The organism is Wolbachia endosymbiont (group B) of Chorthippus parallelus (genome assembly GCF_947251815.1).
In the GTDB taxonomy this organism is placed as follows: domain Bacteria; phylum Pseudomonadota; class Alphaproteobacteria; order Rickettsiales; family Anaplasmataceae; genus Wolbachia.
In genome coordinates this window covers 1329818-1344446 of sequence record NZ_OX366390.1, presented here as the reverse complement: position 1 = coordinate 1344446, position 14629 = coordinate 1329818, and the positions used below count along the sequence as shown (strand labels likewise).

9 protein-coding genes and 2 pseudogenes are annotated in these 14629 nt (G+C 33.0%); 6 read left to right on the top strand and 5 right to left on the bottom strand.

Annotated elements, in window-relative coordinates:
* The first annotated feature begins 101 nt into the window (after positions 1-101).
* The 5 genes from OPS21_RS06075 to ubiA all read left to right on the top strand — a co-directional run bounded on the left by OPS21_RS06075 (position 102) and on the right by ubiA (position 8397).
* On the top strand, positions 102-3176 hold the full coding sequence (locus tag OPS21_RS06075; RefSeq protein WP_264336677.1) for an efflux RND transporter permease subunit: 3075 nt from the start codon (positions 102-104) through the stop codon (positions 3174-3176).
* A gap of 87 nt (positions 3177-3263) precedes the next feature.
* Positions 3264-4817, top strand: coding sequence for a transcription termination factor NusA (gene nusA, locus OPS21_RS06070; protein WP_010407241.1), 1554 nt, complete (start codon positions 3264-3266; stop codon positions 4815-4817).
* Between the two features lie 7 nt (positions 4818-4824).
* Positions 4825-7146 (top strand): translation initiation factor IF-2, encoded by a 2322-nt coding sequence (gene infB, locus OPS21_RS06065; RefSeq protein ID WP_264336676.1) that lies wholly within the window; start codon positions 4825-4827, stop codon positions 7144-7146.
* A gap of 9 nt (positions 7147-7155) precedes the next feature.
* The gene (locus tag OPS21_RS06060; protein ID WP_006015187.1) at positions 7156-7506 is read left to right on the top strand and encodes a ribosome-binding factor A; all 351 of its coding nucleotides are present in this window, start codon (positions 7156-7158) and stop codon (positions 7504-7506) included.
* Positions 7507-7509: 3 nt separating this feature from the next.
* Positions 7510-8397 (top strand): 4-hydroxybenzoate octaprenyltransferase, encoded by an 888-nt coding sequence (gene ubiA / locus OPS21_RS06055; RefSeq protein WP_007302787.1) that lies wholly within the window; start codon positions 7510-7512, stop codon positions 8395-8397.
* 607 nt (positions 8398-9004) lie between these two features.
* Here ubiA and OPS21_RS06050 read toward each other — a convergent pair.
* The 4 genes and pseudogenes from OPS21_RS06050 to OPS21_RS08090 all read right to left on the bottom strand — a co-directional run.
* Positions 9005-9343 carry a latrotoxin-related protein gene (locus OPS21_RS06050; protein ID WP_264336675.1) on the bottom strand — a complete coding sequence of 113 codons (339 nt, stop codon included), beginning with the start codon at positions 9341-9343 and terminating at the stop codon, positions 9005-9007.
* Positions 9344-9353: 10 nt separating this feature from the next.
* Positions 9354-10673 (bottom strand): IS4-like element ISWosp7 family transposase, encoded by a 1320-nt coding sequence (locus OPS21_RS06045; protein ID WP_264336202.1) that lies wholly within the window; start codon positions 10671-10673, stop codon positions 9354-9356.
* Between the two features lie 30 nt (positions 10674-10703).
* On the bottom strand, positions 10704-11759 hold the full coding sequence (locus OPS21_RS06040) for an ankyrin repeat domain-containing protein (protein ID WP_406833381.1): 1056 nt from the start codon (positions 11757-11759) through the stop codon (positions 10704-10706).
* A gap of 6 nt (positions 11760-11765) precedes the next feature.
* Positions 11766-11879 (bottom strand): annotated as a pseudogene (locus OPS21_RS08090) (ankyrin repeat domain-containing protein); the annotation flags it as partial.
* A 423-nt stretch (positions 11880-12302) separates the two neighbouring features.
* On the opposite strand from OPS21_RS08090, the gene OPS21_RS06030 reads away from it, so the two are divergent.
* Positions 12303-13580 carry an IS4-like element ISWpi18 family transposase gene (locus OPS21_RS06030; protein ID WP_264336305.1) on the top strand — a complete coding sequence of 426 codons (1278 nt, stop codon included), beginning with the start codon at positions 12303-12305 and terminating at the stop codon, positions 13578-13580.
* A gap of 199 nt (positions 13581-13779) precedes the next feature.
* On the opposite strand, the pseudogene OPS21_RS06025 reads toward OPS21_RS06030, so the two are convergent.
* Positions 13780-14517: pseudogene (locus tag OPS21_RS06025) on the bottom strand (IS4 family transposase); the annotation flags it as partial.
* Positions 14518-14629: the final 112 nt, after the last annotated feature.

The following is a 14629-nucleotide window of genomic DNA, read 5'->3' as shown; positions in this document are numbered from 1 at the left end:
AATTGTAAAAATTTTAATCATTTACATAAAGCTATATAAGGATTAATTAATATATAATTTATCTTAGCTATAATATGATGTAAATACGTATAATGTCCGGAATGAAAAGCTTAATTATAGAGAGGAATAGAACAGTAATATTATTGCTTATCGTGATTTTTACCTTCGGCTCATACACTTATATAAAAATGCCAAGAGAAAGCAATCCTGATATACAGATTCCTATAATTAGCGTATTTGTCGGGTTTCCTGGTATTTCTGTCGAGGATAGTGAAAAGCTATTAGTGCTTCCTATAGAAAATGAACTAAGATCCATCGAAGGTGTAAAAGAATTGAGAGCTTTTGCAACTAATGATGGTGCTCACATGATAATTAAGTTTGGTACAGAATATGATAACAAAGAAGTACTTGATAACGTCCGTTCAAAGCTTTTAAACATAAAATCAAAATTACCTATTGAAGCAGAATCTCCGATAATCAATGAAATAAACTTGAGCTTATTTCCGATACTAAACGTTGGCTTGATTGGTAATTTGCCGGAAAGAACTTTAACTGAAATAGCACGCAAACTAAAGAAAGAAATAGAATCTCTGCCAAATGTTCTTAAAGTTGAAGTAGCAGGTATGCGTAAAGAAACAGTGGAAGTTATAATTGAGCCCACAGTTCTAACAAAATATAACATTCAATCAAATGAGATATTTCAAGCTATATCAAACAACAACAGATTGGTAGGAGCCGGATCACTAGAAAATGATACCGGTAAATATTCGATTAAAATATCAGGGTTATTAAAAGACATAGAAGATATTATGAATATTCCTATTAGATCTCAAAGTGATGCAGTTTTGAGAATCAAAGATATAGCAAAAGTATACCTTGGGTTTGAGGATCACCAAGGATTTGCTCGTATTAATGGACTACCTAGCATTGTACTAGAAATTTCAAAACGTAATGGAAAAAACATAATAGACACGGTAAATCAAGTAAAATACTTAATGGACAAAGCAAAAGATCAATTACCTGAAAATTTAAAAGTAGTTTATTTGAATGACCAGTCAAAAAATGTACGTGATGTGCTTGACGACTTGGAAAATGGTATAATATTTGCCGTATTACTAATATTAACCATAATAATGCTCTTTATGGGAACAAGGGCTGCTATTCTTGTTGCACTATCAATACCTGGCTCCTTTCTAATAGGAATAATGGCTCTTTACCTCATGGGTATTACTCTAAATATAGTTGTGCTCTTCAGTTTAATTATGGCAGTTGGCATGCTGGTTGATGATGCAATTGTAATCAGCGAATATGCTGATAGAAAGATGATTTGTGGCATGGATAAAGTAGAAGCCTTTTGCACCTCAGTTCATGATATGTTCTATCCAGTTTTATCATCAACATTGACTAAATTAGCAGTGTTTTTCCCTCTGTTACTCTGGCCCGATACAGTCGGTAAATTTATGCAGTACATACCAATTACAATAATTCTAACTTTAACTGGATCGCTAATTATGGCTTTAGTTTTTATACCAACACTTGGTGCAATATTTGGTAAACCTTCAATAACTTCAAAAAAAGAAATAATAAGAATGAGTGCTATAGAAAGTGGTAAGGTAAAAAATACTGGGCTTATAATAAGAACTTATGTACGTATGTTAGAGAAAGTCTTAGATCACCCCAAAAAATTTGTATGTGTTGTTGTGTTTGTTTTATTTTTGTCTAGTATATTATATTTTACTTTTGGTCCTGGATTAAAGTTCTTTCCGAATGTAGATTCAGATAACATTTTAATCAGCGTTAAAGTAAAAGAAAGCTTATCAGCCAAAGAACGAGATTTGATACTTAAGAAAGTAGAAGAACGTATTTTGGGTGTTGAAAAGGAAATTTATGTTTTTTATGCTCGATCAGGAAAATTTTCAGACAACGTTATTGCCAAAATTCAATTGGAACTTGTAGATTGGCGCTGCAGGCGCAAAGCTACACAAATACTAAATGATATAAGGAGTAGTGTACAAAACATAAAAGGAGTAATAATTGATGTACAGGAACAAAAGTCAGGACCATCAGCTGACAAGCCAATACAAATTAACTTAAGCGGAAGTGCATCCAACTTGAATTCAGTAGCAGAGAAAATCCTAAAAATTATGGACCAACCTTCATCTGGATTTATAAATATTCAAGATAGTAGATCAGCACCTGAAATAGAGTGGAATATGAGTATTGATAAGAGTAAGGCTACAAGCTCTGGAGTAAGTGTTGCAACCATCGGTGATTTTATAAAGATGGTTACAAATGGAGTATTAATTGGAAAATATAGACCAAATAACGCAGATGAAGAAATTGATATTGTACTACGCTTTCCCAGAAAGAATCGCAACATGAAAACTATAGATAACCTTTTTATTAATACAGCAAATGGACCATATTCTATGAGTAGCATAGTGAAATACGTTCCCGAAAAAAAGGCAAATAAACTAAGTAGGATTGATGGATCACGCACAGTAACAATCTCTGCTGACGTTGATACTGGCTATCTTGTTGATGAAAGAGTTAAGTTCATTCAAAATTCGATTACTCAAGACTGTAGTAAAGGAGTAAAGATTGATTTCAAAGGTGATAAGGAAGATCAACAAAAATCAGGAGCATTTTTATTAAAGGCTTTTATATTAGCAATTACATTGATGATATTGGTGCTAGTGGCACAGTTTAACAACATATACTATACATTTATCGTAATGACAGCAGTGTTTTTATCAACAACATGTGTATTTTTCATTTTCTTTCTTATTCAGAAAGTTTTTGTAGTTGTCATGTGTGGAGTGGGGATAATTGCTTTAGCAGGAATTATAGTGAATAATAATATACTATTGCTTGATGCCTTTCATCAGCAAATTAAGGTGCGCAAAAATAACATTAAGCAATGTATAATAAACGCTTCAATTTCTCGCATCAGGCCAATACTACTTACCGTTGCAACTACAGTTCTTGGTTTAATACCTATGATTACTAGGTTAAATATCAGTTTTTTTACGCTACAAATCACATATGATGCTCCATCAAGCCAGTGGTGGGTTGATATTTCAGCAACCATAGCAAGTGGAATATTGGCTGCAACGGTCTTAACTTTACTCTTTACTCCGGCGTTGCTTGTCATACAAAGACATGAAAAAACTTGACTTAAATTAGCAATCATTTAACATTTAAGATAGCGTTCTTTACCTGTTGAAGCTATAATTATAACTAATTAAATTGGATTTATTTATATGATTGCTAATCGTAAAAGCAGTGTTAAGCAGAAAAGCAACAAGAATAACATAGTTGGGAGCCTTGATGTAATAAAAACAGCGGGAGAGCTCTCACTTCAAAAAGGTTTGGATTTTAATATTATAATAAATGCACTTAAAAGTGCTATCGAAGCAGTAGCTCAACAAAAGTATGGTAGCAAAAGTAAAATTGTAGTTAATATAGATAGAAACACAGGCAAAGTTACCTCATATAGACAACTAAAAGTCATTAATGATGAATCAAATGAAAATGAGTGTGACTTAATTAAGTTGACACAAGCTAAGTTAATAAAAGAAGATGCAAAAGTTGGAGATACTATTAGTGAGTTGATTTCTCTTAACACTGATCTTGTTTCAGCAAGAATTGCCCAGCAAAAGATTTCTGAAATAATCAAAAATGAAGAGTTAAAAAAGCAATATGAGGAATTTAAAGATAAGGTAGGAGAAATGAGGTATGGCATCGTTAAACAAGTAGAATATTCAGATCTTATTATAGACATAAACGGAATTGGAGCATACCTCCCTTTACGAAACTTAATTGGTGGTGAGTCATTTCGTGAAGGCGATAAAGTTAAAGCTTACATACAGGCTGTTAAGCGCTCTGACGATGGACGTCAAATCATTCTTTCTAGGACTCATGAAGGCTTTTTAGAGGCATTGTTGAATCAAGAAGTACCAGAAGTTGCTGACGGATTGATAACAATTAAAGGTATAGCTAGAGACGCTGGTTCAAGATCTAAAGTTGCTGTTTTTTCATCTGATAAGAATATCGATCCAGTAGGTGCTTGCGTTGGAGTTAAAGGAGATAGAATAAAAACTATTATACACGAATTAAACGGTGAAAAAATCGACGTCATACATTACTCATCAGATTTGGGTCAATTTGTTATTAAAGCCATTACTCCTGCAGAAGTATCAAAGGTCATTATTGACGAAAATGAAAATTGTATAGAGTTAATAGTTGCTGAAGATCAATTGAGTTTAGCTATAGGAAAAAAGGGTCAGAATGTAAGATTAGCTTCAGAGCTTGTTGGATGGAAAATTGAGATATTAAGCACTCAGCAAGAATCAGAAAGAAGAAACAAAGAATTTAGTCAATGTTCAGTTTTATTTGCTGAAGCTTTAAACTTAGAAGAGATTATGGGCCAATTATTGGTAACAGAAGGTTTTTCAAGTGTAGAAGATATATCTAACACTTCAATTAAGGAACTTGCTTCAATAGAGGGCTTCAATGAAGATATTGCAAATGAACTTCATAATAGAGCAAATAATTACCTGAAAGCAGAGAATGATAGAAAAATAGAAGAGCTAAAAAATTTAGGTATGGAAGACGATGTAATCAACTTAGCCTTATCAATAGATAATAAAATTGCTCTTAGTAAACATAATATTAAAACTTTAGAGGACATAGCAGATTTATCAAATTATGAGTTTTGTAGCATACTCTCTTCCTCAACTAATAATAAAGACAATCTAAAAGATACAGCAGATTTAATAATCATAGAAGCACGTAAAAAGCTTGGATTAATATAAAAACAATATGAATAATGAAGATATCAGTAATAAAAAATTAACCCTACAAGGCTTAAGCAAGCTTAAATTAGACATTAATTTAAACTCTTTAGATAGTCAAAGTACTGGTACTACAATAGTAAAAAAAAGAAGAAAAATTCATTCTGCAGAAGAATATAGTTTATTTGACGAGAGTAAATTAGGCTCTTTAACTGAAAAAGAACAAATTTCCCGCATTAATGCTGTACAGAATGCTACTTTGCTGAAAGAAAGGAATCAGAGAGAACAAGAAGAGAAAATAAAAAAAGAAGAAAGCAATCAAGAAGCTGAAGATAAAAATGAATCACACTCTGTACCTAAAGAAATAAATAAGGAAGTTTTAAGTAATACTAACTCAGTTGAACAAAAAGAAGATAGTATTGAATATGAGAACAATGATAAAAAGTCTTTTAAAGCTAGCAAAGATATATACTCTAAGCATTCTAAGCTAGTAATTACACAGGCAATAGATGAAAGAAATGAACACCTCCCTGTATTTAAGCAAAAATTTGGTATAAGAAGTAAACAATCAAAGTTTACTAAGGGTAAAAATATAGCAAGAGAAGTTATTATACCAGACAAAATAACTATCAGGGAGTTATCTATTCGTATGGCAGAAGATAGCAAGAGTGTGCTAAAAATGCTCAAAGAAGAAGTTGGGGAGAGCTATAGAGTAGATGATCTAGTAGATCCAGATATAGCATGCGAAATAGCAAAAAAATTTAATCATACGGCTAAACGAGTAAGTGATGCTGATAAAGAAAAGAATTTACTCTTCATAAGCAACAGAGAAAACTTACCTAAAAGACCAAAACCACCTATCGTTACTTTTATGGGACATGTGGATCATGGTAAAACATCATTGCTTGATGCATTTCGTGAATCCAATGTTGCAGAAAGAGAGTCAGGTGGCATCACTCAACATATAGGTGCTTATCAATTAACGACACAAAATAAGCAAAAAATTACTTTCATTGATACACCAGGGCATGAGGCGTTTACTGCAATGCGTGCACGTGGTGCCAATATTACTAATATAGTTGTGATAGTAGTTGCAGCTGATGATGGAATCATGAAACAAACAGTTGAAGCAATAAACCATGCAAAAGCAGCAAATGTCTCTATTATAGTTGCCATTAATAAAATTGATAAATCACAACCTGGCGATGTAGAAAGAATAATTAATAGTTTGCCTCAGTATGACCTCATCCCCGAAGAACTTGGTGGTGATGTTATAATTGTGCCAGTATCAGCAAAAAAGAAAATCAACTTAGATAAACTAGAAGAGGCAATTTTATTAATTGCTGAATTAATGACGCTAGAAGGAATAGAGGATTGTCGAGCACTTGGATGGGTAATAGAGTCCAAAATAGATAAAGCTAAAGGAATATCAGCTACATTAATAGTTGAAGAAGGGACATTAAAGATTGGTGACATATTGGTAGTTGGTACAACATACAGCAAAGTACGCAGTATGGTTAATCACCTTGGTCAAAGAGAAAAAGCGGCACTACCTTCTACTCCAGTTGAAGTTACTGGTTTAAATGGTGTACCAAATGCTGGAGATAAATTTGTTGTTGTAAACTCTGAAAGGCAGGCTCGTGAAATTGTTGAATACAGGTTAGAATTAATCAAGAAAAAGCAAGAAGATTTAGACGACAATAATTTAGATATATTCAGTCGTAATGATAGTGAAACAGAAGAACTATCTGTAGTTTTAAAGTGCGATGTCAATGGTTCTATTGAAGCAATATCAAGCTCAATTGATAAGCTTGGTAAAGATCAAGTGAAATTAAATATTCTACACAAAGCAGTAGGAGGAGTAACAGATTCAGATGTGCTGCTTGCAGAAGCATCAAGCGCAGTAATTTTAGCTTTTAATGTAAAAGTGGATTCAAAAATCAGAGAATTAGCAAAACAAAAAGGTATAGAAATACATACTTACAATATAATATATGAGCTTATTGAAGACATGAGGATGTATCTAACTAAAATGTTAAAGCCTGTTACACGAGAGGTTCGTGTTGGTTCTGCATCTGTAAGGCAAATATTTAATTCATCCAAAGCCGGTAATATCATCGGATGTTATGTCACTGATGGAGTTATAAAAAAAGATTCTCTAATTAAGGTAGTACGTGGCAGCAAATTGGTGCATGAAGGAAAGTTAAAAGCACTACGTAGATTTAAAGATGATGTTAAAGAAGTGGGTGTAAATTTTGAATGCGGAATATCGCTAGAGGGTAATATCGATATTAAAGTTGGAGACATTTTGGAAGCTTATCAATTAGTGCAAGAAGAAAGGACGTTATAGTAGTTGAATATGAAAAAGGAAATTAGAAACCTAAAAGTAGCATCGGTATTACACAGGGCAATATCAAAAGTCTTAATGGAAGGTAATGTTCTTAATGAAAAAGTAGTAGTATCTGATGTAAAGCTAAGCAAAGATTTGAAGAAAGCAGATGTATATATTGTGTTATCTTCATTAAACATCCAAAATGATAATGATGATATCAGCACTGTTGTTAATGAAATGAACCAATCTGCATGGTCAATACGTAAATCTATATTGTGTTATGTTGATTTGCGATTTATACCTGAGTTAGTTTTTAAGCCTGATTTAGCATTCGATAATTTTGTCAATGTAAGCAAAATATTACATAATCACACTTAATTAATGTATTTCAACCATTATTTCTCATTAATGAGAATACACAGTTTAACAGGTTTATGGCTTGTGCTATTTTCTAGCTTAAGCGGCATTCTTTTAGCCTCAACTTCTCTATCGTATCAGGCTCTTTTTCTCCTTGTTTTGTTTACTATAGGTGCATTTTTAATGAGACCCGCAGGGTGCATAATCAATGATATCTTCGATAGAGAAATAGATGCGCACGTTGAACGAACAAAATATAGGCCACTTGCAAGTGGTGCATTAAACATAAAGCAGGCTTTGGCTTTACTTTCACTGTTACTGTCTATTGCCCTGGTAATCTTATTATTAACCAATAAAACTACTCTTATACTTGGAATAATTTCAATGTGCATGATAGTTATCTACCCCTTGCTAAAGCGTTACGTTTGGTGGCCACAATTGTTTTTAGGGTTTACTTTCAACATGGGATCACTCATGGGTTCAGCAGCAATAACAAACCAGATTAGCATAGAATCCTTGCTATTTTATATAGGATGCGTCTTTTGGACGCTTAGTTATGATACTATATACGCTCATCAAGATAAAAAAGATGATGAGAAATTAGGAATGAAATCTACTGCATTATATTTTGGCAATACAACAAAATCTTGGTTGAAAAGATTTTATTTAATATCCTTAATGGCATGGTTGTACGCTGGTATACTATCATCATTAAATAACATCTTTTATATTGCTTTACTTGCCATAGGATTCATATTTCACCACCAACACAAAAATTTCAATCCAGACGATTCTAATCAATGCATGTCCATATTTAAAAATAATTCCCAGATAGGACTCCTGCTCTTTTTCGGTATCCTTTTAGATAGAATTCTAAATTCTACTTTTGTATCCGTTCAGATGCATGGCTAATGTGTAAATATCGAAGCAAAAATGGTGTCATTCCAGTGTCAAGTACTGGGATGACAGAGAAAGCATCATATTGAAATGACACCATTTATTTCTATGGCTGTCTTTTCTATCTTATTTTGTCACCCTGCTGAACGGATTCTACTTTTTAGAACATATCTTGAAAGGAAATCAGGAAGATAATATGATAGGATCAGTAAAAAATATATCCATGTGATGTAAGTGACAAAGAATGGAAATTTCTTGAGCCAAGAGTTGCACAAGGTGTGGCCAAGAAAGCACAAGATAAGCAATTATTAATGTTATACAATACATAATGAAAGGTATTTGCCAGTAGAGCAAAAGATTTTCCTCTATGGAAGACAGTGTATGATTATTTTTTTAGGTGGCGTAATAGTCACACATTGCTTGAATGCATACAAAATAAAGGCTGGTGTGCCCATTGATGTTATAAGATCAAATTACCAACCTTTTACTAGATGAAATCAAAAAGCTAAGGATTAAGCCTTACCTTGATTTATTAAACCTCTATCCTGAGTTAAATGGCCTTGAACAGAAGTATTACTTAAATAACTTTGAGGCTCTAAGTTTATTTGCTGTTCTTCAACTTCTAATGTAATATCTGCTCTATTGATTGATTTACTATTAAATCTAGTCCTTTATTAAATACAATCATAAATTTGTTAAACTTCTTTGGACTTAACTTACCTGTTTCTCTATCGTGGCATGCTTGCTCTACATATGAGTTTAAAACCTTCGGAATCTCATTAAATTTACCACTTATGATTTTTGCAGCAACCTCTTTCTTCATTTCTACATAATCAATATTTAACCGGTGCATTGATATGCCACTTTTTAATGCAGCTTGCTCTACTACTTTCTCAAATTCCTCTATAATATTTAATGCATAGCCCTGTGCTTCCAATGGTGACACAGATTGATCTACCATACGCGTCAAGTTAAAGCAAATTTAGAGAAGTTAAGGTGGATACCCTAGTTTTTCTGTACTTGTCTTTTAATGAAAATTGCGACCAAGTTATGGTAAGCTTTTTGAGAAAAATATTTAAGCCTTTAATTTTATTATTTAGTGCTAAAAATAACTCTCTAACCCGTCTTTTTAGCTCAATAAATGCCTTTGTTAAGCTAAGCTCCGTATTTTTTTTCAGTTCTGTGCAACCCACTATTCCATGAAATATAAGAATTGCACACAATTTGGCATATAGCTCACATAATACTCTGTATGGCTTTCCTCTCAGCTTATCAAGCCTTATATTACTCTTATATAATTTGAACAATAATTCAATTTGCCATCTTATTCGGTAAACTACTAGTATTTGCTCAGCATTAATCTTACTTTTTGGAACATTAGTTATAAATATCGACCAATTTAGTAACTTTTGGTTCCTTTGAGAAGATGTGTATCCATGTGATCTTGCTAACCTATTAGCCTTTCTTCTTCTAGCCATAGCTTGTTCTTCAGTTAGTTTTTTAAATATAATTCTTACTTTAACCCTTGTCTCTTTTCCTAACAATACCTCCTGTTCTAGAAAAGATCGATCTCCCAAATGTTCTAGTAAATCTATTTTTTGACCTGTCTCTATATCATATATGTTAGTATCGGATTTATAACGACTTATGAAATAAGCTCCTATTTCATTGATTTGTTTAAAAGAACTTGGCACAAAATAACCCAAATCAGATATTAGTAAATCGTTGTTCGATATATTGCTTAAATGGCTTCTATAACCCTGATCTGACCTTATTCCTTCAGTTATATTAAGCTGGTCTAATGTCTGATTTAGGTAGTCAAAAACTAATTGTAACTTTATTCCAGACTTAGTATTGCTTTCATAACCACTGTAGCTGGTACCATAACCTTTATACATGTCTTCCATACTGTTAGGTAAGCTAATATAGCTGCTGTCTAATAATTTAACACCTCCAAAGTGCTTCAAGATTCTGCAATCAACTTGTAAGGTATTTTTAAGTAACGTTAAAGATTCATTATACATTCTTTTCATGAATTCCACTGCTTCCTTGGTAAATCTAAAGTCCAGACCTTGTTTTGTTATATTTATCGAGTCTTCATTCAATAATTGACACACTGTCTCTATACTACAATTATCAACCCCTATATTACCCAAAACGATGGCTTTTATGAACGACGAGCCTTTTAGCTTCCTCTTTCTTTTTATGAACCCTGTTGTAGCTGAGATTTTATCTGCTTTTTCATTAAAAAATTCTTTGAGCTTTTTTGAGATGCAAACTATTCTTTTCATTGTATAAGTTCTCCGTTTTCTTTGTTAAATTTAAGAGAACTTATATCTTCTTTTTCTCTTCCTTACACTAAGTTTATTACCACAGTTCCTTAACTTGACGCGTATGGATTGATCTACTGTGGAAATGTATTTCTGACCTGTGATTTTCCTTATAAATACATCTAATAAAAGAAGTATACCGTTGTTATCAATACCTTGAACTGTAATAGCTTTAGAAGGTTCCATACTTATAGCTGCCTTAAAAGGAGAAGAAACAAACTGAAAAATACCTTTAATAGTATCTACCGTAGTGTAAGCAAAAATATTGATAAATGAAGATGGCTTACTTGTTCCGCTTGTAACTCCTATTTTATCAGGACCTATCTTATCATTTTGCAACGAATTTTCATCTTCTTGTGCAATACTGCGGCGATTATGGACACGTGTTGATAGGGAGCTGCTTTCTTCTTGTAAATTAAGATGTTGGGTGATTTCTTCATTTCTTCTTATTCTTTCTTCTAGAAGGTTTCGTATTTCTAAGCTGTTTTCTTCATTAAGCGTATTTGCCATGGCTAAAGCTCCTCTAGCATCAACATAATCACTTTTATCAAGAATGAGCTTAACTATATTTAAATTACCATAAGCAGCTGCAAAGTGCAAAGATGTCCAACCATCTTTATTTTTAGCGTTAACGTCAGCATGATTACTTATAAGAAATTTAGCTACTTCTAAATGACTGCTTTTAACAGCCCAATGCAAAGGAGTATTGCCATTATTGTTCTTAGCATTAATATCAGCTCCTTTCTCTATAAGCTCTTCTACTGTACTTAACCTACCATAACTTGCAGCCCAGTGTAAAGGGATATTACCATATTTGTTTCTTTCATTAACATTAGCTCCTTCCTTTATGAGCTTTTCTAATACATCTAAATGACTATTTTTAGTAGCCAAGTGCAAAGGAGTATCGCCATTACTGGACTTAGCATTAATATCAGCCCCTTTCTCTATAAGCTTTTCTATTACACTTAAGCTACCATAACCTGCAGCATAGTGCAGAGGGACATTGTCATATTTATTCTTCTCATTAACATTAGCCCCTTTCTCTATAAGCTTTTCTACTATATTGACATTCTGATTAAGAGCAGCCCAGTGCAGAGGAGTAGCGCCATGATTATTCTTAGCATTAACATCAGCCCCTCCCTCTATAAGCTTTTCTACTACCTGTAATTTATCTGCAAGAACAGCTAAATGTAGAGGAGTATTGCCTCTATTGTCCCCACTGCCATTAAGTTAAGGGAAAGAGAAGTTAAGATTGGACAAAAAATTTGAAGTGATTGATAATTATGGTAAATACTAGGGTGAATTTTTAAGAAAAGGGAGTCTGAAAAGTGCAAGTTATTTAAAAAAGTAATAATTGCAGGTTATTTTGCAAAGAATGTACTAATGCAATGATACTGAAAAGATATCTTGAATTTAAAACACATGTTTTCTAGCTCTTTTCTGGTAGTTGAGTGAACGAATATCAGATATCTTATGACGATCAACTCTTCACTGCCATTAAGTTAAGGAAAAGTGATGAACTGTATTATAAAATCAGGTAAGATCCACAAATTAAAAGAAGTAATGACATGAGTAAAAAAAAGAATAATCATGTTTATAAAAAATAAATTGATGAGTTTAAACTTTATAAACGCACACAGAGCATCCTCAAAAGACTTCTCACGAAAAAGAAAGCTGCCCTTCGTTAATGTATTTCTCCTGATTTTTAGAAAGAGTGTAAAGTCATTACAAGTGATGCTTAATGAGTTTGTTCTGCATACAAGAAAAGATTATACAATTACGGCAAGTGCATTTACTCAAGCAAGAAAGAAGCTAAAGCATACTGCGTTTTCAGAGTTAAATGATGATATAGTTTCCCTATACTACCAAGATCAGGAATTTAAAACCCACCATGGCTTCAGAGTACTTGCATTTGATGCTTCAATACTGATTCTGCCAAAGAGCGACAAAATAATAGGTGAGTTTGGCTCAAGAGCAGTATGGAATGGAATCCAGAGATTTGAAGACTATACAAGTGCAACCTTTGAAGTTTGCTACGATGTGCTAAATAATATTGCAATAAAATCTGTGCTAAGTAGAGGTGACAGCTATGAGGTTGATTTAGCAATCGGTATGCTTGAATCCATAAAATCAGACGATTTGTTAATCTGTGATAGAGGATACGTATCTTATCGATTTCTTGCTGAGCTTACAGGAAGGAAAATCAATTATATAATTCGCTGTTCAAGTTCGTCTTTCAATGAAATAAACGCTATGTTTAAGCCGGAAAGCCCATCTAGTACGGTGGTAGTGTCTACCGCACCTATTAAAGTAGCAAGACAGCTACGAAAGCTAGGATTACCTGATGAGATGAAATTCAGGTTAGTCAAAATAATACTTTCTTCTGGCGAAGTTGAAGTGTTAGTAACATCTCTGTTAGATGAGAAACGTTTTACAGTTGAAGAGTTTGAGAGATTATATTACTTGCGCTGGGGAGTAGAAACATTTTTTTCTAGGCTGAAGGGAAGATTAAATTTAGAGAATTTCACAGGAAAAAGTATTGAAACTATCAAGCAGGATTTTTGGTCAACTATCTTCATCAGTAATCTAGAAAGTATCATGATAGAAGATGATGAAGAGACATTGAGCGCACAGAATAGTAAACTAAAAAAAAGCATCAATAAATCTGTCTCATTTAATGCGATTAAAAACTTAGCCTTTGATATTTTTTCTACAGAGTCAGACATAGACTGCATTATGGATCGACTATCACAGTTATTTTTGATGAACACTTTAGTGGTGAGAAAAGGGAGAAGAGTTGATCGTCATAAGATATCTGATATTCGTTCACTCAACTACCAGAAAAGAGCTAGAAAACATGTGTTTTAAATTCAAGATATCTTTTCAGTATCATTGCATTAGTACATTCTTTGCAAAATAACCTGCAATTATTACTTTTTTAAATAACTTGCACTTTTCAGACTCCCTTTTCTTAAAAATTCACCCTAGTATTTACCATAATTATCAATCACTTCAAATTTTTTGTCCAATCTTAACTTCTCTTTCCCTTAACTTAATGGCAGTGCATTATACTTCTCCCTTTTCTCACCACTAAAGTGTTCATCAAAAATAACTGTGATAGTCGATCCATAATGCAGTCTATGTCTGACTCTGTAGAAAAAATATCAAAGGCTAAGTTTTTAATCGCATTAAATGAGACAGATTTATTGATGCTTTTTTTTAGTTTACTATTCTGTGCGCTCAATGTCTCTTCATCATCTTCTATCATGATACTTTCTAGATTACTGATGAAGATAGTTGACCAAAAATCCTGCTTGATAGTTTCAATACTTTTTCCTGTGAAATTCTCTAAATTTAATCTTCCCTTCAGCCTAGAAAAAAATGTTTCTACTCCCCAGCGCAAGTAATATAATCTCTCAAACTCTTCAACTGTAAAACGTTTCTCATCTAACAGAGATGTTACTAACACTTCAACTTCGCCAGAAGAAAGTATTATTTTGACTAACCTGAATTTCATCTCATCAGGTAATCCTAGCTTTCGTAGCTGTCTTGCTACTTTAATAGGTGCGGTAGACACTACCACCGTACTAGATGGGCTTTCCGGCTTAAACATAGCGTTTATTTCATTGAAAGACGAACTTGAACAGCGAATTATATAATTGATTTTCCTTCCTGTAAGCTCAGCAAGAAATCGATAAGATACGTATCCTCTATCACAGATTAACAAATCGTCTGATTTTATGGATTCAAGCATACCGATTGCTAAATCAACCTCATAGCTGTCACCTCTACTTAGCACAGATTTTTATAATGCACCCATTTGTCTAGACCATTTTTTTCAAAGTGATCCGATTTTTAAAATGAATATGTTGATAAATACGTCGACACACATTTAAAGTATTTATCAATATATTCAT